This window comes from Aerococcaceae bacterium DSM 111021, from assembly GCA_020112395.1.
GTDB lineage: Bacteria > Bacillota > Bacilli > Lactobacillales > Aerococcaceae > Ruoffia.
This window is the reverse complement of the sequence record JACCEK010000001.1, coordinates 1033607-1058632: the sequence shown is the minus strand read 5'-3', so window position 1 is coordinate 1058632 and position 25026 is coordinate 1033607. Positions and strand designations below refer to the sequence as shown.

General features: G+C 35.9%; 20 protein-coding genes. All 20 read left to right on the top strand.

Annotated elements, in window-relative coordinates; translation table 11 throughout:
* The first annotated feature begins 400 nt into the window (after window positions 1–400).
* Entirely contained in the window at window positions 401–1204 is an 804-nt protein-coding gene (locus HYQ40_04865; GenBank protein MBZ6527100.1) for a response regulator transcription factor, read from the top strand.
* Window positions 1201–2931: a GHKL domain-containing protein gene (locus HYQ40_04860; GenBank protein MBZ6527099.1), complete on the top strand. Its 1731-nt coding sequence runs from the start codon at window positions 1201–1203 to the stop codon at window positions 2929–2931. Before HYQ40_04865 ends, HYQ40_04860 begins: the two co-directional genes overlap by 4 nt.
* A 477-nt stretch (window positions 2932–3408) precedes the next feature.
* Window positions 3409–4272: a phosphate ABC transporter permease subunit PstC gene (pstC, locus tag HYQ40_04855; GenBank protein ID MBZ6527098.1), complete on the top strand. Its 864-nt coding sequence runs from the start codon at window positions 3409–3411 to the stop codon at window positions 4270–4272.
* Window positions 4272–5093 (top strand): phosphate ABC transporter permease PstA, encoded by an 822-nt coding sequence (pstA, locus tag HYQ40_04850; protein ID MBZ6527097.1) that lies wholly within the window; start codon window positions 4272–4274, stop codon window positions 5091–5093. The genes pstC and pstA overlap by 1 nt, the downstream gene beginning before the upstream one ends.
* Window positions 5094–5099: 6 nt before the next feature.
* Window positions 5100–5861, top strand: a complete 762-nt coding sequence (gene pstB / locus HYQ40_04845) for a phosphate ABC transporter ATP-binding protein (GenBank protein ID MBZ6527096.1) — start codon at window positions 5100–5102, stop codon at window positions 5859–5861.
* Window positions 5862–5903: 42 nt separating this feature from the next.
* Window positions 5904–6560 (top strand): phosphate signaling complex protein PhoU, encoded by a 657-nt coding sequence (gene phoU / locus HYQ40_04840; GenBank protein MBZ6527095.1) that lies wholly within the window; start codon window positions 5904–5906, stop codon window positions 6558–6560.
* A 231-nt stretch (window positions 6561–6791) separates the two neighbouring features.
* On the top strand, window positions 6792–7856 hold the full coding sequence (locus tag HYQ40_04835; protein ID MBZ6527094.1) for an extracellular solute-binding protein: 1065 nt from the start codon (window positions 6792–6794) through the stop codon (window positions 7854–7856).
* Between the two features lie 147 nt (window positions 7857–8003).
* Complete coding sequence (uvrA, locus tag HYQ40_04830; GenBank protein MBZ6527093.1) at window positions 8004–10832, top strand: excinuclease ABC subunit UvrA; 2829 nt, start codon at window positions 8004–8006, stop codon at window positions 10830–10832.
* 506 nt (window positions 10833–11338) lie between these two features.
* Entirely contained in the window at window positions 11339–12694 is a 1356-nt protein-coding gene (locus HYQ40_04825; GenBank protein MBZ6527092.1) for an NAD(P)/FAD-dependent oxidoreductase, read from the top strand.
* Window positions 12684–14141 carry a helix-turn-helix domain-containing protein gene (locus HYQ40_04820; protein ID MBZ6527091.1) on the top strand — a complete coding sequence of 486 codons (1458 nt, stop codon included), beginning with the start codon at window positions 12684–12686 and terminating at the stop codon, window positions 14139–14141. Before HYQ40_04825 ends, HYQ40_04820 begins: the two co-directional genes overlap by 11 nt.
* A gap of 202 nt (window positions 14142–14343) precedes the next feature.
* Entirely contained in the window at window positions 14344–15879 is a 1536-nt protein-coding gene (gene glpK / locus HYQ40_04815) for a glycerol kinase GlpK (protein ID MBZ6527090.1), read from the top strand.
* A gap of 8 nt (window positions 15880–15887) precedes the next feature.
* The gene (gene glpO / locus HYQ40_04810) at window positions 15888–17723 is read left to right on the top strand and encodes a type 1 glycerol-3-phosphate oxidase (GenBank protein ID MBZ6527089.1); all 1836 of its coding nucleotides are present in this window, start codon (window positions 15888–15890) and stop codon (window positions 17721–17723) included.
* A 32-nt stretch (window positions 17724–17755) separates the two neighbouring features.
* Complete coding sequence (locus HYQ40_04805) at window positions 17756–18463, top strand: aquaporin family protein (GenBank protein MBZ6527088.1); 708 nt, start codon at window positions 17756–17758, stop codon at window positions 18461–18463.
* A 160-nt stretch (window positions 18464–18623) separates the two neighbouring features.
* A complete protein-coding gene (locus HYQ40_04800) occupies window positions 18624–18875 on the top strand; it encodes a PspC domain-containing protein (GenBank protein ID MBZ6527087.1) in 252 nt (83 codons plus the stop codon).
* Between the two features lie 128 nt (window positions 18876–19003).
* A complete protein-coding gene (locus tag HYQ40_04795) occupies window positions 19004–20623 on the top strand; it encodes a DUF4097 family beta strand repeat protein (GenBank protein ID MBZ6527086.1) in 1620 nt (539 codons plus the stop codon).
* Window positions 20624–20665: 42 nt separating this feature from the next.
* Window positions 20666–20974 (top strand): PspC domain-containing protein, encoded by a 309-nt coding sequence (locus HYQ40_04790; GenBank protein ID MBZ6527085.1) that lies wholly within the window; start codon window positions 20666–20668, stop codon window positions 20972–20974.
* 173 nt (window positions 20975–21147) lie between these two features.
* Window positions 21148–22080: an HPr kinase/phosphorylase gene (locus HYQ40_04785; GenBank protein MBZ6527084.1), complete on the top strand. Its 933-nt coding sequence runs from the start codon at window positions 21148–21150 to the stop codon at window positions 22078–22080.
* 4 nt (window positions 22081–22084) lie between these two features.
* Window positions 22085–22936 carry a prolipoprotein diacylglyceryl transferase gene (locus HYQ40_04780; GenBank protein ID MBZ6527083.1) on the top strand — a complete coding sequence of 284 codons (852 nt, stop codon included), beginning with the start codon at window positions 22085–22087 and terminating at the stop codon, window positions 22934–22936.
* The gene (locus HYQ40_04775; protein ID MBZ6527082.1) at window positions 22933–23958 is read left to right on the top strand and encodes an NAD(P)H-dependent glycerol-3-phosphate dehydrogenase; all 1026 of its coding nucleotides are present in this window, start codon (window positions 22933–22935) and stop codon (window positions 23956–23958) included. Before HYQ40_04780 ends, HYQ40_04775 begins: the two co-directional genes overlap by 4 nt.
* A gap of 104 nt (window positions 23959–24062) precedes the next feature.
* Window positions 24063–25013, top strand: a complete 951-nt coding sequence (gene trxB / locus HYQ40_04770; protein ID MBZ6527081.1) for a thioredoxin-disulfide reductase — start codon at window positions 24063–24065, stop codon at window positions 25011–25013.
* The last annotated feature ends 13 nt before the right edge of the window (window positions 25014–25026 follow it).

Sequence of the window (25026 nt, the reverse complement as noted above, 5' to 3'; positions counted from 1 at the left end):
GCACTTGCTTAGGTAATCATTGAGTTTTTTTGATTGAAAGTGATTTGCTTATTCCAGTAAGAACGGTTCGGTCACCGTAGTGGTACGCCTTCAGTTAATCACTCGACTGTCACCGAGTGAGTGAGCATGGATTTCACTGTACTACTGAAATATTACGACGCAAACGCTCCTACTCTTTTATGTACACACCGTCGTACGAATACGATGGTGCCCCATCATTTTTACATACATATACTTTACTTGTTGTTTAATTTTCAAGGTAAAACGTATACAAAGAATGATTGTAAAAATCATGCTATAATAGAAAACGATGAAGAGTTTCCTATATAATATTATATAAGTCTTTGATAAGATAGAACACGTGAGCTATTTAAAGTATATAGGTATGAACTGGAGGTTAATTATGAAACATATTCTTGTTGTAGATGACGAGATTGCAATCTTGACATTATTAGAATACAACTTAAAGGAAGCCGGCTACACTGTAGATACAGCCAACAACGGTGAAAGTGGTTATAAGATGATAAAGACAAATGATTATGACTTTATTATCTTAGATGTTATGTTACCAGGTATGGATGGAATGGATATATGTCGCCGTGTTAGGCAAGAGGATATTGATACACCAATCTTAATGCTAACAGCAAAAGCTGATGAGTATGACAAGGTAATCGGCTTAGAGCTAGGTGCAGACGATTATATGACAAAACCATTCAGCCCTCGAGAAGTAACTGCTAGAATAAAAGCTATCTTGAGACGAACAGAAGCAAAATATATGTCAGAAAAAGAGAGTGAACAGGCTCATCAAGAAGCAGTGGATGCTGAACTACGTGAGTTAGAAGATAATTATAATGATTACGAAGAAGACCGTTTCTTACTTGAAGATGAGGCAGATTCTGTAATAAAACTTGGAGAAATTGAAATCTATGCTGATCGTTATGAAGTGGTGGCCCATGGAAAAAAAATTGAAGTGACGCCTAAAGAATTTGAATTACTGGTATATATGGCTGTTCGTAAAGGGCGTATCTTAAGCCGAGAACAATTATTGAATAGTATATGGCGATTTGATTATGCGGGAGAGACCCGTATTGTAGATGTTCATATTAGTCACTTACGTGAAAAAATTGAAAAGAATACAAAAATTCCTGAATATATAAAAACAGTTCGAGGCTTTGGCTACAAATTTGTGGTGCCTGAAGAATGATTTTTAACCAGAGATTACATCAACGCAATTACCGAATGATTTTGATCGTTTGCGTTATTATCGCAATTGGCATCTCTGGGTATTTTGTCAGACGCCAAATTCATCGTTCGATACTAGAACCATTAGAGATTAGAACTGAGATTCAAGCGAAGTTTCTGGAGTACTTAGGCATGAACTCTGAAAATTATTCTGAAGTAGAGCTAAATATTGAACCATTTAGCCAGACGGATGGTGCAGAGTCTGTTTTATTGAAAAATGGTGAGGTAATATGGAGTAATTTTACCGAAAGTGCTCGATTACAGTCTATTCGTCAACTGATGAATAATTTTCCACAAAATCAAGTTATGAGTAAGGTGTACTTAAATGGTTACATTGTTTATACACCGATTGAATCAGAGAACGGTCCATATCAATTAGTGAAATATTATAAACGGTCTTTATTCCAAAATGACTTAAATGTCTTTTACATGTGGATGGCCATGATTATTCTATTTATTTTATTAACGATAACCTTAATTTATAGACATATGGTTCGTTACATAACTAAACCGATAGAAACCATTAAATCTGCAATCGTCAATTTGGAAGACGACGATTATCAATATGAATATATATCTGGTAATTTGCCAGTGGTTGATGAATTAGGTACAAGTATTGTCGTATTGAAACAAAAGATGAAAGCTAAGCGAGGAGTTTTAAACTCTAGTGAGCAACGCCTGACGTTATTAATGGGACATTTAAATTTAGGTGTTGTTTTGATTAGCAATTCCGGGAAAATCGAATTAATAAACTCTGAAGCGATGCAATTATTGAATATTGATATAGAACCAACTCAAAGGTCTTATCAAGCTGTTATTAAGAGTTTTGTTCTAGTCGATATGATAAGTGACGCACTTAGAACGCATCAATCGCTCAGTAATCACATTGAAATGTATGTTCCGTCATCAAAGTATATTGATGTGAATATTATTCCTTATGGAAAATCACCTGATGAAATTGAATCTATATTAGTACTTCTATATGATATATCTCAAATTAGGCGATTAGAAACAGTTCGAACTGAATTCGTTTCAAATGCTTCGCATGAATTAAGAACACCGGTTACTGCGATTAAAGGTTTTGCAGAGACTTTACTAGACGGAGCTCTAGCACAACAAGAATTAGCCGAGAAGTTTATTACGATTATCGCGAATGAAAGTAATCGTCTCGAGGTAATTATTAAAGATATTCTAGAGTTGTCTCGAGTTGAGAAGAAAAGCGAGCCTATGATGGTTAAACCATTTGAAGTTGTAGAGGTTGTTAACAATTTAATTCATTACTTCTATAAACGAGCAGATGAAAAACAAATTAGTATAACAGTAGAAGCTGATAGGCCTGTAAAGATGGTGACAGATCAACACCGAATTGAGCAAATCTTTACAAACTTAATTGATAATGCAATTAACTATTCCGATGTGGATAGTGAAATTAAGATTAAAATAGACCAAGTCGATGAATATGTCCACTTCTCTGTATCCGATAAAGGAATTGGTATTCCAAAAGCAGATCAAGAACGTATTTTCGAACGCTTCTACCGAGTAGATAAGGGTCGAAGCCGTAACTCTGGAGGAACGGGACTTGGTTTATCAATAGTACGAAACTTAATACGTAACATGAACGGATCAATTTATATTGATAGTGAAGTAGGACAAGGAACTACTTTCCATATCGAATTACCGCTCAAATAATTAAAGTCATAAATGGTGTTATGCGAATAAACAAAAAATGTTTTTCTCATGATACCATTTTTTTGTAAAAATATATGGATGGTCTCTAATGGTTCAAAAAGAATTAAAATAAGGAATATCTTTACAATTGGTTGTAATAAACCTGTAACAAACGTTAAATATCTTCATAAAAAAGCCGAAATTGACACTAGAACTATATAGATTTTTTATATCAAAGTGAATTATTTTTATGCGTGTAGATATATATATAATAATTATCCTATGTAATCCAATTGTAACAATGATTCAAAAAATATATTGTTTTTTCTTGTAGCAACTTAGCCCCATCACGATCTTTACGATTACCTTAATAAAACGCTTCATAAAAATTTACACAAAATTTACACAAAATTTACAATTGAGTTGTAAAATAGATAAGCAAGTATCGTTTTATCGAATTCAAGCGTAATGTATTTAATTTTTTAAAGGAGATTCTGTATGCAGTCAAATTTTACTGAAACATTTATGAAATATGTTTTCATTTTATGTGCGTCATTATCGATTCTATCGATTGCTTTAATTTTTTACTTTATATTTGAAGGTGGAGTACCTTTTATTATAGAAGAAGGAATTGGAGACTTCATTTTTAATGATGTATGGCGTCCAACTGCTTCTAACCCATCATTTGGTATTTTACCAATGATTGTGGGCTCGCTTGTTGTTACAGCGGGAGCTATCATCATCGGGGTACCGATTGGTGTACTAACGTCAATTTTCATGGCATTCTATTGTCCAAACTGGTTATATAAATTTGCAAAACCAGCAATCAACTTGATGGCATCTATTCCATCTATAGTATATGGTTATTTTGCTTTAAGACTATTTGTACCATTCTTCCGAGATTTAATGGGTGGAACAGGTATGAATATCGTAACCGCATCTGCATTATTAGGTATTATGATTTTACCAACAATCATAGGATTATCAGAAGCGTCATTACGAGCAGTACCGAAAGAATATTACTCTGCCAGTGTAGGATTAGGAGCAGATCATGATCGTTCGGTTATGAGAGTTATATTACCTGCTGCAAAATCAGGTATCTTTTCTGCGATTATCTTAGGAATTGGTCGTGCAATTGGTGAGACAATGGCCGTTATCTTAGTAACAGGTAACCAACCAGCTGTTCCAAGGGCTTTAAACCAAGGTGTACGTACTTTAACAACTAACATTGTTTTAGAGATGGGATACGCAAGTGGTCGACATAGAGAAGCACTTATTGCTACTGCTGTAGTATTATTTATCTTTATTATTATTTTAAATACTACTTTCATGTTTGTAAAAAACAGAGGAGGTAAAAACTAATGAGTAAAGGAATAAGCTTAGTTAAAATTTTAGTTTGGTCTGCGGGACTTTTCACATTGGGAATGCTATTGTTTATTGTTGGATATATCTTTTTTAATGGACTTCCACATTTAACACTGTCAATGTTCGAATGGGATTACACTACAAGTAACGTATCAATGATGCCTTCAATTATTTCGACATTAACTATAATTGGACTGTCATTATTAATCGCTGGACCAGTTGGTATATTTACTGGGTTTTACTTAGTAGAATATGCAGATCAAAAAAATAAGTTTTTACCTATCATTCGTTTAGCGACTGATACTCTAGCCGCAGTTCCGTCGATTGTTTACGGACTATTCGGTATGTTATTATTCGTTTATCAGTTTGGTTGGGGATATTCTCACTTAGCTGGTATTTTAACGGTGACGATTATGATTCTTCCAATTATAATCTCATCAACTGAAGAAGCTTTGCGTTCTGTTAACGATTCTTTAAGAATGGGTAGTTATGGGTTAGGAGCTGGAAGATTAAGAACAATTTTTACAGTTGTTCTACCGGTTGCAATGCCTGGTATTCTATCTGGGATTATCTTGGCAATTGGACGTATCGTTGGTGAGTCAGCAGCGTTTATTTATACCTTAGGATCATCTACAAGTATGTTATCATCATTAGGAGATTCAGGACGTACTCTTGCAGTTCACATGTATATGTTATCTCAAGAAGGATTCCATGTTGATGAGTCATACGCTGTCGCATCGGTACTCATATTAATTGTTCTATTCATTAACGGTTTATCAAACTTAGTTGGTAAACGACTAGGCGCTGGAGGGAAATAAAAAAACATGACTAACAATACTAAATTTCAAATTAAAGATTTAGACTTCTATTATGGAGACTTTCAAGCTTTAAAAAATATCAACATGGACATTAAAGAAAAGGTAGTTACTGCATTTATCGGACCATCAGGGTGTGGTAAATCAACATTTATCAAAACTTTAAATCGTATGCAAGACTTAGTATCATACGCTCGTGTGGATGGTTTAATCGCTTTGGATGGTCAAGACATTTATGAAAAAGGTTATGACGCAAATATTTTACGAAAAAAGGTTGGGATGGTTTTTCAACATCCAAATCCATTCCCAAAAAGTATTTATGATAACATAGCTTATGGACCAAGAACACATGGTATTAAAGATAAAACACAGCTTGATCAAATTGTTGAAGAAAGTTTACGAGACGCAGCAATTTGGGATGAAGTTAAAGACAAATTAGACAAAAATGCTACAGCAATTTCAGGTGGTCAACAACAACGTATTTGTATTGCACGCGCAATTGCAAATGATCCAGAAGTATTACTAATGGATGAGCCAACTTCGGCACTTGACCCAATCTCTACAGGTAAAATTGAAGAGTTAATTGCTGAATTAAAACAAAAATATACGGTAGTTATTGTTACACACAATATGCAACAAGCTGCACGTATTTCAGACAAAACAGCATTCTTTTTAACTGGAGAAGTCATTGAGTTTAACGACACAGAAACAATTTTCACTAATCCATTAGACCAACGTACTGATGACTATATTTCAGGTCGTTTTGGATAATATTATTTAATATAAAACTTATATTTTCTAGGAGGAAAAAAAGTGAGAGAAGCATTTCAGGAAGAACTAGAGAAATTTTTAGATAAATTGATTATGTTAAGTAATTCTGCTAATGAATCATTACATAAGGCAATGAAAGCTTTTGAGGAGGATGATAATGAATTAGCACACGAAGTTATCACAGATGACTTAAGAATTAACGCCCTAAGTGTTGAGATTGAAAGAGATGCTTACCGTTTAATTGTGTTACAACAACCAGTTACGGGAGACTTGAGAAAAATCTTTACAGTGTTTTCAGCAAACTCTGATGTTGAGCGTATCGCTGACCATGCAACATCTATCGCCCGAACAGTTATACGACGTAATCCGGACGAAGAAAAAATTGAACGCCTAGATGATATTGTTAAGCAAATGGGTGAAATTACTCAAGAGATGATTACAGACGTTATTCAAGCTTTTGTAAACGGTGATGTAAAACAAGCACGTAAAATTGCTGAACGTGATAGTGAATTAGATGAGTTCCAACAACAAATTTATGGAATCGCTTCTCGCAGTATGGAGAGTGATGCAGAAGTGATTATCGGCGGAATAAATTATATCGGAGTTGCTAATAATTTAGAACGTATTGGTGATTATGTCACAAATATTTGTGAGCGTATTGTATACCTTAACTCTGGAGATATCGTGGAGTTAAATTAATAAGAAACTAATCTCACATTTCGTCGAGCATTGTTCGATGGAATGTGGGATTTTATTTATACTTAAGAAAACATTAAGAAAAAACATACGTCTTAACATTAAATTTACAATAGATTTACATAAAATTTACAATCACTTGTTATAATAAATTATGTACTGATGGGTTTGACCATCAGACGAGTGATTAGATGTCGTTGAAAACATTTAGAAACCAAAAGGAGATGTACATTAATGAAAAAATCATTAAAGGCTTTACCATTATTAGCAACTGCAGGATTAGTATTATCATCAGTTGTACCAGCATTCGCACAAGAGGGCATGATTAACGTTGTTTCTCGTGAGGACGGATCAGGAACACGTGGAGCATTTGTTGAAATCGTTGGCGTTGTAGACGAAAACGACGATGACATGACAACTACTTCTGCTGTTATCCAAAACGGTACAAACGGAGTTATCCAAACTGTTGCTGGAGACCCTAATTCAATCGGTTATATTTCATTAGGTTCATTAGATGACACAGTTAAAGCTGTTACTGTTGATGGAGCAGAAGCTACTCCAGAAGCAATTAACTCAGGTGATTACCCAATCGCTCGTCCGTTTGTTGTGGCATGGGGAGAAGAGCAATCAGATGTTACTGCTGACTTCTTAACATTCATCCACTCGCAAGAAGGGCAAACAATTGTTGAAGAAGAAGGATACATCGCAGTAGATGCATCTGCATCTGCCGAAGGTGAAGAAGCAGCTTCAGAAGAAACAACAGAAGAAGAATCAGCAACTGAAGAAACAACAGAAGAGCCAGCTGAAGGCGAAGAGTCTGCTGGTGCTGAGGAAGCAGCTTCAGAAGAAGAAACAACAGAGGAAGAATCAACAGAAGAAGAAACAACAGAAGAAGAGTCATCTGAAGAAGCATCTGACTCTGTAGTTGCATCATTACCTTCATATGAAGCTGCTGGCCTAGAAGGATCTATTGAAATTGTAGGCTCAACTTCAGTAACACCAGTTATTGAAGTGTTAGCTGAAGAGTACATGGCATTAAACCCAGATGTAACTGTTAACATCACATCAAATGGTTCGTCTGCTGGTATGGAAGCAGCGATTGGTGGAGCTGCAGACTTAGGTATGTCTTCACGTGAATTAACAGAAGAAGAAGCTGGAGAATTAAACCAAGCTAACATCGCTTTAGATGGAATTGCTGTTGTAGTTAATACTGAAAGTACAGTAGAAGACTTATCATTAGATACAATTCGTTCAATTTTCTTAGGTGAAATTACTGAATGGGAAGAAGCTGCACAATAATCTTCAAACCATCATGATAAATTTTAAACACACCTCACTTGAGGTGTGTTTTTTTTCGTTGAAAAAGCTTTTTACGAACAAATGTTTGATTTTTGTGTTATACTAATTCGTGATAAATACAAACTTATTGAGGAGAGAAAGTTATATATGGCTCAAAATAAAATAATTGTAAAAGGCGCAAGAACACATAACTTAAAAAATATCGATGTAGAAATTCCTCGTGATAAATTAGTAGTAATGACAGGTTTGTCAGGTTCAGGAAAAAGCTCACTTGCTTTCGATACCTTATATGCTGAAGGCCAAAGAAGATATGTAGAAAGTCTGTCTGCATATGCCCGACAATTCCTGGGGCAGATGGATAAGCCAGATGTAGATTCAATCGAAGGTTTGAGCCCCGCTATTTCTATTGACCAAAAAACAACGAGTAAAAATCCTCGTTCGACAGTAGGAACAGCAACTGAAATAAATGATTACTTACGTTTACTTTATGCACGCGTAGGGACACCTTATTGTCCTAATCATAATATTCCGATTGAACGTCAAAGTCCCGAACAGATGGTAGATCGTATTCTAGAATTACCAGAGAAAACGCGTATTCAAATACTATCCCCAGCTGTACGAGGTAAACGCGGACAGCATAAAAAGCTACTTCAAAAAATTAGTAAAGATGGATATGTTCGTGTGCGCGTTGACGGTGAAATCTATGATGTAGCCGAAGTGCCTGAATTAGAAAAAAATTTAAAACATACTATCGAAGTAGTCGTTGATCGAATTGCGATTAAAGAAGGCGTAAGATCACGTCTCTTTGATTCTGTTGAACAAGCACTAATTTTCTCTGAGGGTTACATGGTTATTGATGTAATTGGAGAAGAAGAAATGTATTTCAACGAGCACTTTGCTTGTCCATTTTGTGACTTTTCAATTGATCAATTGGAACCAAGATTGTTTTCATTTAATGCACCGTTTGGTGCTTGCCCAAGTTGTGATGGATTAGGATCTCGTTTAACAGTTGATGAGGAATTAGTGATTCCAGATGACAATTTAACTATTGAAGAGGGTGTGTTTGCACCTTGGAATCCAATTAGTTCAAACTATTATCCGTCTATGTTGGACCAGTTTGCCAAGCAGCATAATATTCCAACGGATATTCCTTACAAGGATCTGAAGACAGAACAACAAGACGTATTAAAATATGGTTCTCCTGATGCAAAATTTTCATTTACATTCCAAACAATGCGCGGAGAAACAAAAACCACTGATAATATCTTTGAAGGTATTTATAACAACGTACAAAGACGTTATAATGATACAAATTCAGACTATACACGTGATGTGATGCGTGAATACATGCACGAGTTAACTTGTCCAACATGTAAAGGTGCAAGGTTAAATGAAGAAGCATTATCAGTAAGAGTGGCGGAAAAAAACATTTCAGAAGTTACTGATATGTCTATTGGAGACGCGAAGAAACATTTTGAAGGTGTTAAATTTTCAGTATCTAATACAATGATTGCGAATCCGATAATTAAAGAAATCGATGATCGACTAACTTTCTTAAATGAAGTTGGGTTGGATTATTTAACAATGAGTCGTGTTGCTGGATCACTTTCAGGGGGGGAATCGCAACGTATTCGTCTCGCGACTCAAATTGGATCAAACTTAAGTGGAGTCTTATATATTTTGGATGAGCCATCAATTGGGTTACACCAACGCGATAATGCTCGTCTTATCCAGTCTTTACAACGTATGCGTGATTTAGGTAATACACTTGTTGTTGTAGAACATGATGAAGAAACAATGATGGCTGCTGATTATTTAATTGATATCGGTCCAGGTGCTGGTGAGCTAGGTGGACAGATTGTCTCGATTGGAACGCCTGATGAAGTAAAAGAAGATGAAAACTCATTAACAGGTAAGTACTTATCTGGCAAGGAAAGAATTGAAGTACCTAAAACACGTCGAAATGACGATTTAGGATGGGTGACTGTTAAAGGTGCAGAGGAGAATAATCTACAAAATGTTGACGCTTCTTTCCCAATCGGTCGCTTTACGTGTGTAACAGGTGTTTCGGGTTCAGGTAAAAGTAGTTTAGTGAATCGAATTGTAAAAATTGCCTTGGCTAAACGCTTAACAAGTACAAAAGAAAAAGCGGGTAAATTCAAATCGATTGAAGGTTTTGAAGGGCTTGAAAAGGTGATTGATATCGACCAAAGTCCAATCGGGCGTACACCTCGTAGTAACCCAGCAACCTATACAAGTGTCTTTGATGATATCAGAGGGTTATTTGCTCAAACAAACGAAGCGAAAATTCGCGGATATGACAAAGGTCGATTCAGTTTTAACGTCAAAGGTGGCCGATGTGAAGCATGTAAAGGTGGCGGAATTAAACAAATTGAAATGCACTTCTTACCTGATGTGTATGTTCCGTGTGAAGTGTGTAATGGAACGCGATATAATTCTGAAACCCTTGAAATCAAATATAAAGGTAAATCAATTTCTGATGTTTTAGACATGACGATTGATGAAGCGTTAGTATATTTTGATGCTATTCCAAAAATTAAACGTAAAATTCAAACCTTAGTTGATGTAGGTTTAGGTTATGTCCGTTTAGGGCAATCAGCAACTACCTTATCTGGTGGTGAAGCGCAACGCATGAAGCTTGCTGCTGAATTACAGCGAGTATCAACTGGCGATACATTCTATATCTTAGATGAGCCGACAACGGGACTTCATGCCCATGATATCAAGAAATTACTAATCGTACTAAATCGTTTAGTAGACGCAGGTAATACTGTAGTAGTTATTGAACATAATCTGGATGTCATTAAGACAGCAGATTATATTATTGACATGGGACCAGAAGGTGGAATTCGTGGTGGTGAGGTCATTGCTACGGGTACACCTGAAGAAGTCGCTAAAGTTAAAGGTAGTTTCACTGGGACATACTTGAAAGACTTATTGAATAGCAATAAATAATCATAGATCGAATGAGCCTTGTACCTTAACATACAAGGCTTTTTTCGTTTAAAATAGCGAGATAAAGCGCTTGTTCCAGCGAGACCGTTTAGGTAACTGTAGTGGAATGCTTTCAGCTAATCACATTGGCTGTCGCCAAGGGATTGTGCTTGCTTCTCGATATGTTACTGAAACCATACGTCGCTGTTCGTTCCTAATATTTCATATACTCACAGTTGGCTGATATTACAGTACCTCCTCATACTCACTTTCATAAGCTGCGACATTTTTTATAAATTTTATATCTAGTATTTTAATACAATTTAAAGTTGAATTGATTTACTAATTAAATGATTGAATCTCTTAAAGCATATTGGAATGCTCCGCAGACACGTGATTATGCGCTTGTAAACTTTATTTACTCAGTAATACCTTTTTCCGGTTAAGTGACTGAAGTTAGTCGCTTTGGTATACTATGAGTAACGGATAGTTTGTAAACGGTTTATATATAAAAGGGGTTGTATGATTTGAAGCACTCGGAAATAATAATTATTGGCTCATCATTCGCAGGAATATCATGTGCACTAATGGCAAAGCAATTATATCCAAACAAACATATTTTGCTTATTGAAAAAGAATCAACGATTGGGCATATTCCAAGTAGTTTGAATATGTTACTAAAACAACAAATTAATGAATTATCTGAAAAGACCTTTATCAATGAAGACACACTGAAAGAAAGCGGAGTGGAACTATTACTGAATAAAGAAGTGACAGATATCCATTCAATGGCGAAGACCCTTTCAGTTAAATCTGGCACAATTGAAGAGATATATCAGTATGACAGGCTTATTTTAGCAATGGGCTCAAGTTCTGCTTCAGAACGTATCTCGGGCTCAAACCACAAGCAAGTTCTGACAACAAAAACATTAGAAGCGAGTATCAATACTTTGAAGAAAGTTGAGAAGTCAGAGCGGATTCTAATTGCTGGTGGGGGACAAATTGGACTGGAAGCAGCCGAAGCATTAACTAAAGCGAATAAAAAAGTCACATTAGTGGAGGCATTTGATAGTTTAGCGTTCAAATATTTTGACTCAGATATGACCCAGCAATTGGAAGAGCGTATGCTTCAAAGTGGGATTGAGTTGCACAAAGGTCGTTATGTTAAAAATATTCAACCGTTCGAAGGACAGTTGAAAGTCGGTTTGTCTCAAGACTTAGAATTAATAACTGACAATGTTATGTTGGCAGTCAACTTTCGTCCAAATACAAGATTAGTAGAAAGCTTTGTTGAATGTCATTTAGACAAAACCATCATTGTGGATCCATATCTAGAAACGAGTCAGCCTGATGTTTTTGCTGTAGGAGATTTAATTCGAGTACCATATGCATATACGGAGAGTGATTACTATTTGCCGTTTGTTAATAATGCGTATATAAGCGGGAAAGTTGCTGCGATTAATTTATACCGCAAAACAACTCCCGCACCTCAATCATTGCGGGTCGTTGGAAGTCAGCTGTTTGGATTGTATATGACAAGTGTCGGGCTAACCGAGCAAGAGGCGATGTTATACTATCCAATACAGACAACATTTTTGGAACAAAGTTTTTCAACAGAAGCATCCGCAAAGGTATCCATCAAAATAATGACAAAAAAAGAAACGGGTCAACTCGTAGGTGCTCAAATTTATTCTGACAGAGATATTCTTTCACTTGCAGACTTACTTGCTATTTCTATCAACACGCAAATGACTGATGAAGCACTTGCTTTTCAAGACCGTCTTTATTATGATGGCGAATTTTCTGTGAATGCATGTTTATATGAAGTGGCTTTAAAGAGTTATCAAAAACGTCTGAAAGAGGTGATGCTAGATGTTACTTGAAGATTTGTTTGAGAAAAGAGAACGGGGCCAATGGGTTTTACTCAAGACTTTAATCAATCATACTGATGATCTAGCACTTAAAGATGCGATGGTTCAAACGGATTTATCGAAGGTGACTTTATTAAAGTATGTTGAAGATTTGAATGAATTAACTGAATCAATCGACTTTCCATTAAGTATTCATCTAGTAAATGAACGTTTAGTGTTAAATCTTGGGCATCATGTAACTAAGCAAGATATTTTGCAATTATTTTTACCATATTCATTAAAGTATCAAATACTCACTTACTTGTTCAAAGTTGAAGAATATACTGTCCAGAAATTGTCTCAAGAATTGCTGATTAGCGAAGCAACCTTTCACCGTCAATTAGTGTCATTAAATTTATTATTGGAAGAATTTGATTTAGTTATTCGAAGTGGGCGAATAAGAGGAGCCGAGCATCAGATTCGTTACTTCTACTTTACACTTTTCTGGTTAGCGGAATCTAGAGCTGAATTGGCCAAATTAGCGCAATCGCAACAAATTCAACAAATTATTCATTCCTTCCATCAATATTGGGGGAATGAGACTTTAGCTAATAATGAAGCAAAGTTTGGATTATGGATGAGGATAACGCGTCAACGTATGAGTGTAAAAAAGAAAAATTTTGAACCTTTAAAAGAACTTATGAAGCCGTATCACTCGCATCGGTTTTATCAACAAGTTCGACAAAATACACTATTATTTTTAAGCCGTTATGCACTAGAAAGTGAAGAAGAAGAAGCGATGTGCCAGTTTATGTTTTTAACAACCATGTCGATATTACCACCTTATGCTATGGAGAGAAGTTTAGGTTATGGTGGACCAGTGAGCGAGGCAACGACGACTGGATTGCAATACATTCGATCGACTGTGTCTCGTCAGGAAAACTTAAATGAACAAGGTATGTATACATTGAACCAAGTTCTGGGACAACTATACTTCTATAAAGGCCTTATTCTTGAACGGTCTTTTGATTATAATTTGGACTTATCGCTCATCAAGAATGGGATGAATCTTGAGAATGCTGACTTAGCCACACCTCTCATTGATGATGTAATTGAAAATATCTATCATTATCAAAAGAGCGAATTAGGAGATGTTTATAAGAAAGCACAATGGACTTTAACCGAAGTATTGTCTTATGTCGTATATCAGACCCCTAAAACTGTGATTATTGGTCTCGACATAATTGGGGATGAAACGGAGAAATTACCCATTCTTTCTGTCATGAGGCAGCGATTGGAAGTAAATCGATTAGTTATTGTTGAATTATATAATAATAAAAAGAGGTTTGATCTGATTGTATCCAATGTTTACGACAGAAAGTATTCGGAGCCGTATTATTTTTTAAAAGGATTACCCAATCACTTTGATATTAGACAATTGGATGCGATCATTCATGAATTACTTTACGAAGTAAATTGATTAACTCATTAGGCACTAGTTTCTGTTATATGAAGCTAGTGCTTATTTATTTTTTTATAACGCTCTCATTTTTTTAGACAATTAAAAAAAATGCGATAGTTACTTAGCAGTTTTAAAGTATACAATGTATTCACAAAAGAAAGCGATTACTGAGTTTTATTGCTTATAACATATAGCTGGAATTATATTTAGGAGGATTAAGATGCAAGAAAAATACATTTTATCGATTGATCAAGGAACAACGAGTTCACGAGCGATTATTATTAACAAACAAGGTGGAAAAGTAGCTAGTTACCAAAAAGAGTTTACTCAAATTTTCCCTAAAGCTGGTTGGGTTGAACATAATGCCAATGAAATTTGGAACTCAGTTCAATCTGTTATTGCTGGAGCATTTATTGAAAGCGGTATAAAACCTTCAGAAATTAGTGCGATTGGTATTACAAATCAACGTGAAACAACTGTTGTATGGGATAAAAAGACTGGTTTACCTATCTACAACGCAATTGTATGGCAATCTCGTCAAACAGCTGACATTGCTGATCAATTAAAGCAAGATGGTCACGCAGATATGATTCATCAAAAGACTGGTTTAGTTGTAGATGCATATTTCTCAGCAACAAAAATCCGTTGGATTCTAGATCACGTTGAAGGAGCTCAGGAGCGTGCTGAAAAAGGTGAATTATTATTTGGAACGATTGATACATGGTTAGTATGGAAGCTAACAAATGGCGAAACTCACGTGACAGACTATTCTAATGCATCTAGAACAATGTTATACAATATTAAAGATTTAGAGTGGGATGATGAAATTTTAGAATTACTAAACATCCCTCACGAAATGTTACCAGAAGTAAAATCAAATTCAGAAGTTTATGGAACAACGAAACCTTTCCATTTCTATGGTGGAGAAGTTCCAATCAGTGGAATGGCCGGAGACCAACAAGCTGCTTTATTCGGGCAATTAGCATTTGAACCGGGAATGGTTAAAAATACATATGGAACGGGTTCATTTATTATTATGAACACAGGGGAAGAATTCCAATTGTCTCAGAATAACTTACTGACTACGATCGGTTACGGAATTAATGGTAAAATCTATTATGCATTAGAAGGATCAATCTTCATTGCCGGAAGTGCTGTACAATGGCTACGCGATGGAATGCGTATGTTTAATGATTCAGCTGAATCAGAAGAATTAGCACGTAATTCAAATAATAATGATGAAGTGTATGTTGTGCCTGCCTTTACTGGATTAGGAGCACCTTACTGGGATTCAAATGCGACTGGATCAGTTTTTGGTTTAACACGTGGTACAACTAAAGAAGACTTTGTTAAAGCGACGCTACAATCAATTGCTTACCAAGTTCGTGATGTTATTGATACAATGCAATTAGATACAGGAATCAAGATTCCTTTATTAAAAGTAGATGGTGGAGCAGCAATGAACAACTACTTAATGCAATTCCAATCAGATATTATCGGAACTGAAATTGCTAGAGCGAAGAATTTAGAGACAACTGCTTTAGGTGCAGCTTTCTTAGCTGGACTAGCTGTTGGTTTCTGGAAAGACTTAGATGAGATTAAGAAATTAAATGAAACGGCAGAGACCTTTACACCATCAATGAACAATGCACGTAAAGAGCAATTGTATAAAGGCTGGAAAAAAGCAGTTCATGCAACACGTGTATTTGCACAAGATGAAGCTGATGACACATTTGACTTAGAAGAAGGAGAGTAATAATTATGATGAGATTTTCTAAAGATACACGCCAACTTGCCATTGAGAAACTCCAAGATCGTACACTTGATTTATTAATTATTGGTGGAGGAATCACTGGTGCTGGTGTTGCGATTCAATCGGCTGCAAGTGGTTTAGAAACTGGATTAATCGAGATGCAAGATTTCGCTGAAGGGACGAGTAGTCGTTCAACGAAGCTTGTTCACGGTGGAATTCGCTACTTGAAACAATTTGATGTTGAGGTCGTATCAGACACAGTTAAAGAACGTGCTGTCGTACAACAAATTGCGCCGCATATTCCTAAAGCAGACCCAATGCTATTACCAGTTTATGATGAACCAAATGCAACATTCAACATGTTCCGCTTGAAAGTCGCAATGGATTTATATGATTTACTAGCTGGTGTAAGCAATACACCGCTAGCTAATAAGACATTGTCTAAAGAAGAAGTACTTGATCGCGAACCACAGATTAAAGCAGAAGGTTTATTAGGTGCTGGACAATATTTAGATTACAACAACAACGATTCACGTTTAGTTATCGAAAACATCAAGCGAGCTAATCAAGACGGTGCGCTAATCGCTAGCCGTGTTAAAGCAGAATCGTTTTTATACGATGAAGAAGGAAAAATTACAGGTGTTGTTGCTAAAGATATGTTATCTGGAAAAACATTTGAGATTAACGCACGCGTTGTTATTAATACAAGTGGTCCATGGAGTGACCTTGTTCGTAATTTAGACAAGTCTGAAGACAAAATCGAACAAATGCGCCCAACTAAAGGGGTTCACTTAGTTGTAGATAATAGCAAAATTAAAGTACCACAACCAACATACTTTGATACAGGTCTTGGAGATGGTCGTATGGTTTTTGTTATTCCACGTGAGGATAAAACGTATTTTGGAACAACGGATACAGACTATACTGGTGACTTAGCACATCCAACAGTAACACAAGAAGATGTGGACTATTTATTAGGTGTTGTTAACAACCGATTCCCAGAAACGAATATTACGATTCATGATGTTGAAAGTAGCTGGGCAGGATTACGTCCTTTAATTTCAGGTAATAAAGCATCAGATTATAATGGTGGAAATAACGGATCGATCTCAGAAGATAGTTTTGATAATTTAATTTCTGCAGTGAGTTCTTACTTAAACAAAGAAGCATCGCGTGATGATGTTGAAGCAGCCATTGGACAAATTGAAACAAGCACATCTGAAAAAGCAGATGATCCATCTGCGGTATCACGTGGAAGTTCACTAGATATCGACGATAATGGTTTAATTACTTTAGCCGGTGGGAAAATTACCGACTACCGTAAGATGGCTGAAGGAGCAATGAAAGAAATCATCGAGACACTTTCAACGAACTACCAACGTCAATTCGCTTTAGTTAATTCGAAAACATACCCAGTATCAGGTGGAGAATTGAACCCAGCGAATGTTGATTCAGAATTAGAAGTTTTTGCACAATTAGGTGTTAAACGCGGATTAGATATGAGTGATGCACGCTATATTGCGAATGTGTTTGGATCAAATGCACCTCGAGTATTCAACTTAATTAACAAGTTGGAAGTAGCAGAAGGTTTAAGCCTACGTGACACACTTGTATTACATTATACAATGCGTGAAGAAATGGCCTTAACACCGGTAGATTACTTCTTAAGAAGAACGAATCACTTATTATTCATGCGTGAAACATTAGACGAATTAACACTTCCAATTACGAATGAAATGGCGAAATACTACGGCTGGTCAGAAGAAGAGAAGCAAGCACATCTAGACCATTTAGATGCTGTATTAGCTGAAAGTGATTTAAGAGAATTAAAAGCAAACGCAAAATAATATAAAAAATAGATACAATAGAGGAGAAACAAATGGGAATTGAATTAGTTGGAGAATTTATTGGAACATTGATTTTAGTTTTATTAGGTGATGGAATTGTTGCAGGGAACTTATTGAAATCAACTAAAAGTAATGGCGCCGGTTGGTTATCAATTACGATTGGTTGGGGGATTGCGGTAACTTTAGGTGCATTTGCATCTGGTTACATGAGCCCAGCGCATTTAAACCCTGCGGTAACAATTGCTTTTGCGATTGAAGGAAGCACACCTTGGAGTTCAGTGTTGCCTTATACAATTGCACAAATGCTTGGAGCATTCTTAGGTGCTATCTTAGTTTGGGTACAGTACAAACCGCATTATGATATTACAGAAGATCAAGGTGCAATTTTAGGAACATTTGCTACAGGTCCAGAAATTTACAATACAGTTTCTAACTTTATTGGTGAATTACTTGGGACGTTTGTATTAATGTTTGGTATCTTAAGTTTCTCACAATATGATATCGCACCAGGTTTATCAACAATTTGTGTAGGTATTTTAATTATTGGTATCGGTCTTTCATTAGGTGGTACAACAGGGTATGCAATCAACCCAGCGCGTGACTTAGGTCCACGTATCGCTCATGCGATCTTACCAATCAAACAAAAAGGTCACTCGGACTGGGGTTACTCTTGGATTCCAGTTCTTGCACCGATTGCAGGCGCAGCATTAGCGGCAGTTGTCTTCGGTATGATTAACTAAATAAAAAGGTATTATGAAAAGCTAAGGACATCTATAACGGATGTCTTTAGCTTTTTTGTTATATTCGTAAATATGAGGCTATGGTCCAATGAAATGAATGACAGAAGATGACATAATATAAGTATAGTAAGACAGAACAAAAAAGAAAAGAGGAATTTCCATATCAAACAAGCCTAAGCGATTGTATAAATCAACCACAGACAAGAAAATATTAGGTATATGTGGGGGCATAGCCGAATATATTAATATTGATTCATCGATAATCCGAATTATATTTGTATTCTTATTCATATTTGGTTCTTCTGGCCTCTGGATTTATCTTATATTAGGTGTATTACCAAACGATTATGAAGTAAAGAATAATCATAAAGAAACGCCAAAAGAACATGATGATAATTGGGATGCCTTCTAAGTAGTATCTATATCAGTCTAAAGCACTAGATAAAGATAGGACTCTAGTCCTATGAAGAACTTTACAAATGATGGCATAATAATAGGTGTAGAGAAGCAAATAGATAAAAATCATTGGAGGTAAATGATATGAATGAAAAAGAACGTATAATTGAATTAGTTAAACAAAATGTTATTTCAATGGAAGAAGCACTTGATCTATTAGAAGCAGCATCAAATAACGATACATCATCAAAGACAACAACAAATATAAACGAAGAACCCACTCAAGCGACAGAAGAAGCTAAAAAACCATCAGAAGCAAAACTTAACCAAGTGTTTGAAGATGTTATTAATCAAAGTAAAGACATTGCAAAAAATGTCGGAGGATACTTCAATCACGAACCCGAAAAACCAGGTGACTATGAAAACTGGACCGAATTTAGAGAAGAAGATAACAATGAAGATGTTGAACAACAAAAACACAACCATGCTCGATTTGTAGAAATTGATAAAGAAATTCAAGCATTGAATGAAGAATTTGATAAACGCAATGAAGCGTTAATTATTTGTAACCAACGTTTACGTGAAATCGAAATATTCGAAGAATTAGATGATTTAACTCCAGAAATGGTTGAGCAAAAAGAAAAATTAAACGATAAGAAAGACCAAATTCAAGATAAGTTAGATGATTTACAAGGTGAAATCGACAACTTAATCAACGAAAAAGAAGATTTAGGTTGGACTCAATCATCAAGCAAGCAAGATTTTAAGGAGTTTTTCAATAACCACTCAGAGAAATTCACAGAAGCAGCAACACACTTTAGTAAAGAAGCGTCACGTGAAGGGAAGAAATGGGGATCATATTTCTCAGGTCAGTCTAAAACGTTCTTAGAAAACTTCAATTTGAAAGACATTAATGTGTCATTCCAAGTACCATGGATTAAAACAACTGCTCAAAAATATGATTTCGTATTTTCAGTTGAAGAGATTAACCAATTAGATATCGAATTATATAATGGTTCAGTTGATTTAGTGAGCTACGAAGGTGAAGATATTGTCATTGAAGCAAATGTCCGTTTCCACGGTAACCACGAAGATACTTCCAAAGAGCATTTTGAATCGGTGAATACGATTGGTATCATTGATAACCGTTTTGTATTAAAAGTGACATCACCTAAATTTTCATTAGATGGCGTAATTAAAATACCACAACGTGATTATGACAAATTACATATCAATTTGTTAAATGGAGATGTAAATTTAGGGAAACTTACAAGTAATGAGATCCGAATCAAAGATAAAAACGGCGATGTGAACTTAAAAGAAGTGACATCACACGAAGTATCATTGGATTTATTGAACGGCGATATTGATATCGTAAATTCACCGATTGATACATTGGTCGTGAGTGATTTAAATGGTGATGTGCGGGTTAATGGTTATATTCGTAACTTATCTGCTGAAACATTGAACAGTGATTTCTACTTAACAAAATTAGATATGAATGATGCGAATGTGAAGATAAAGACTGTGAGTGGTGACGTTAAATTATCACTACCAAGCCAAATCAATCTAACAATTGATAGTAAGACAACAAACGGCGAAGTGAAAAGTCGTCTGTCTAACCTTGAGAGTATCGATGAACATCCATCAAAACATAAAGCACATTATCACCGTATAGTATCTGGTGAAACAAATAATGCTTTAGTTAATATCACCACAACGTCGGGCGATATATTTTTAAAAGACAGTAAAAAAGAGTTATAATAGAATAAACATTTAGACATTAATGATATGGAGGGATATAAAATGTCAAATCAAGCAAAAAAATTATTTAAATCATCAACAGATAAACATATTATGGGTGTGTGTGGGGGATTAGCAGAATTCTTCAATATTGACCCAACAATTGTTCGAGTAATCTTCGTTGTATTATTAATGGCTGGCTCATCAGGCTTTTGGTTGTATATTGTATTAGGTTTAGTCTTACCTTATGACTTTCAAGTAAAAGGTGGGCAAAGCAATAAATCAAACCCATTCGGACCAGAAAGAAAATCATCAAGTAATAAACCTAAAGATGTTACACCAGAAAATGATGACAGTTGGGATGATTTCTAATACATAACAATTAAATAACTTAAACATAGCCTATACACGTTGAAAATCAACGTATATAGGCTTTTTATTTCGAAATTTAAATAGAGTGATTCGCTATTTGGTTCGTGCTTGTTGAGGAGTTGTGTGATAACATTTAAGAGTAAATAAGTTAAATCACAGGGGGAATAAAGGTCATGACTAATACAGTATCTGTACAAGAGTTAGTAGACACGCTGGATATCAATTTAGAATACGGCGAGGAATATAAGGTAAATAAAATCTATTCAAGTGAAGTATCAAGACCTGGACTTGTTCTAACAGGATATAAAGAATACTATCCTCACGAACGTATCCAATTAATTGGTAGAACTGAAATGTCCTTTTTAAGCGAAAAAACATCAGAAGAGAGATCTAATATCTTCTCGTTAATGTGTACGGACGAAACACCAGCAATTGTCGTTTCACGCGAGATTGATATACCAGAGGAATTAATCCCAGTTGCTGATTCATTAGGTATCCCTATCTTATCTGCACGATCAAAAACAAGTCGTGTGTTAGCAAACATCACAAATTTCCTTGAAGGAAAATTAGCTGAACGCTTATCTAAACACGGTGTATTTGTAGAAGTATTCGGAATGGGTGTTCTATTAGTTGGAGCGAGTGGTGTAGGTAAATCTGAGACTGGTTTAGAATTAATTCAACGTGGGCATCGTCTGATTGCTGATGATCGTGTCGAGTTATATCAAATTGATGAATTAACATTAGTTGGAGAATCGCCAGATATTCTACAAAACATGATTGAAATTCGTGGACTAGGAATTATTGATGTTATGAGCTTATACGGAGTATCAGCTATTCGTCGTAGTAAACGTTTGGAGTTAATCATTAACTTAGTGTTAGATGATGGTCAGACGCAATATGATCGTTTAGGTTATGATAAAGAGTATGAGCAAATTTTTGAAGTACAAGTTCCTTCAATTCGTATTCCAGTGAAGACCGGGCGTAACTTAGCGGCGATTGTTGAGTCAGCTGCGATGAATTTCCGTGCCACTCAAATGGGTTATGATGCAAAAGTAACATTTAATAGTAAATTGCGTGACTTAATCCAACAGAACCGTGGTGAGTAATAGAATGTTACTGAACTTATTAGCCATTGATCCGATTGCCTTTGAAATATTAGGGTGGCCCGTTCGATGGTATGGTGTCATTATTGGACTGGCTATATTAATCGGCTATATTTTATTCACGCGCGAAGCTAGCCGTAAAGGAATCGATTCGGATACTTCCTTTGATTTATTATTTTGGACAGTCATTTTTGGTCTAGTTGGAGCAAGAATTTATTACGTTATCTTCTCATCACAATCCTACTTGTCAGATCCATTAAGTGTTTTCCGAGTTTGGGAAGGTGGTATGGCAATTTATGGTGGAGTTATTGGTGGAGCATTGACCATTTATATTCTGTGTCAAAAATATAAGATTAATGTGATTGATGTTTTTGACACTGCTGTGCCAGCATTGATGGCTGGACAATTAATCGGTCGCTGGGGAAACTTTATGAATCAAGAGGCTCATGGAGGCTCAGTGTCAAAATCGTTTCTTGAAGATTTATCTTTACCAAATTTTATCATTGAACAGATGAATATTAACGGTACTTACTATCATCCAACTTTCTTATATGAATCATTATGGAACTTAGTAGGACTCGTTATCTTATTAATCTTAAGACCACGTAAAAAGCTATTTAAACAAGGAGAGCTTGTCGCTTTCTATATGATTTGGTATGGAATAGGACGTTTCTGGATTGAAGGTTTACGAACAGACAGTCTATTTATCGGACCATTAAGAGTGTCTCAAATATTATCGCTTATATTAATCTTTGTAGGTTTAGGAATTGTATTTTGGACACGCGTAAAAGGGAAAGAAAATGTACCCTTTTACACAGATAATCGATTACCGATTCTAAGAAATGAGGAAGTAGAATGAAAATCGCTGTTATTGGAACGGGGTCTTGGGGATCCGCTTTAGCGAAAGTATTAAGCGAAAACAATCATGATGTTATCATTTGGGGGCGAAGCCAAACGATTGTAGACGAAATTAATCAGAATCATTCGAATGAAAAGTATTTACCCAATGTGACTTTACCAACCATGATTAGCGCAACAACGATTTTATCTGAAGCGATCAATAATGTATCAATGATTTTACTAGTGATACCAACGAATGCGATTAGAAATATGGCTCAAGATTTGAATCCTTTACTTAGTAAACAAGACTATACACCAACCATCGTTCACGCATCTAAAGGCTTAGAGATGAATACACAATTAAGAATTAGTGAAGTGCTAGAAGATGTCCTTGATGAAGCGAACTACCAAGATATCGTTGTTCTATCAGGCCCAAGTCATGCTGAGGAAGTAGCACGTAAAGATGTTACGACATTGACTGCAGCTAGCCATAATTTAAATTCTGCTAAAGAGGTTCAACAAGCCTTCATGAACAGCTATTTTAGAGTCTATACAAATACGGATGTTGTTGGAGTTGAATTAGGCGGAGCGTTAAAAAATATTATTGCTGTAGGAGCGGGGATAATTTCTGGCTTAGGTTATGGAGATAACGCTAAAGCAGCTCTAATTACTCGGGGTTTGGCTGAGATATCGCGATTAGGAATTGCCTTAGGTGCTGATCCTTTAACCTTTATCGGCTTAAGTGGCGTGGGTGATTTAATCGTAACGTGTACCAGTCCGCATTCACGAAACTTCCAAGCTGGAACGTTAATAGCTAAAGGTTATACTATGGACGAAGTAACTGAGCAGATGTTTATGGTTGTCGAGGGAGTACTGACAGTAAAGGTTGCTTATCAATTAGCTCAAGAGCACGGAATTGATATGCCAATTACCGAGATGCTTTATTTAGCACTCTATGAAGATAAGAATATATCAGTTGAAGCGGCTATTAAAACGTTAATGTTACGAGAAGGCAAGCAAGAAGAATCTCTCGATAAATAAGAGTAAAAAACTTAACGAGCAAATAAATTGAAATACATGGGCTGAAGACCTATGATATACAATACTAAACAGACGAACCTAGGAGGTTAGAGTGAGTGGTAGAAATAACAAAAGAACGTATTGAAGCAGATGTCATTATAATTGGTGCGGGTCCTGGTGGAATGACTGCAGCATTATATGCATCACGTGCAAATTTAAAAACAATTATGATTGAAAAAGGTGCACCAGGTGGGGAATTAATAAATACTGCCGATGTAGAGAACTACCCTGGTTTTACTAAAATAGGTGGACCAGAATTGGCTGGGAAATTCTTTGAAAGTGCGATGGAATTTGGTGCTGAGCACTTATACGGTGATGTGACTCATATTGAAGTGTCAGGTACAACAAAGTATGTTCACACGACAGACAAAATCTATATCGCACCAGCTGTTATTATTGCTACAGGTGCACATCACCGTGAGTTAGGTATTCCTGGAGAAGAGCGTTTAAGCGGCTCAGGTGTTTCATACTGTGCCGTGTGTGACGGTTTCTTCTTCCGTAACCGTAATTTAATTGTTGTTGGGGGTGGAGATTCGGCTGTTGAGGAAGGAAACTACTTGACTCAATTCGCTGATAAAGTCACAATTGTTCACCGTCGTGATCAATTAAGAGCCCAACAAATTCTACAAGACCGCGCGTTCAATAATCCTAAAGTTGATTTTATTTGGGATAGTGTTGTTGAAGAGATTAAAGGTGAACACGGTGTAGAATCAGTATCAGTTCGTAACGTAAAAACGAACAAAATTGAAGAGGTACCAACGAATGGTGTCTTCGTCTATGTTGGCTTGATCCCGAATTCATATGTTGTAGACAATTTAGGCGTAACGGATAATGAAGGTTGGATTATAACTAACGAGCGTATGGAAACGACTGTTCCAGGTTTATTCGCTGTTGGAGATATTCGACAAAAACATCTTCGTCAAATTGTTACAGCTGCTGGAGATGGAAGTATCGCTGGACAGGGTGCGTTTGATTACGTTCAAAGTTTGAAAGACCCGGTTAACCAAGTAAACTAAATATATGTAAACA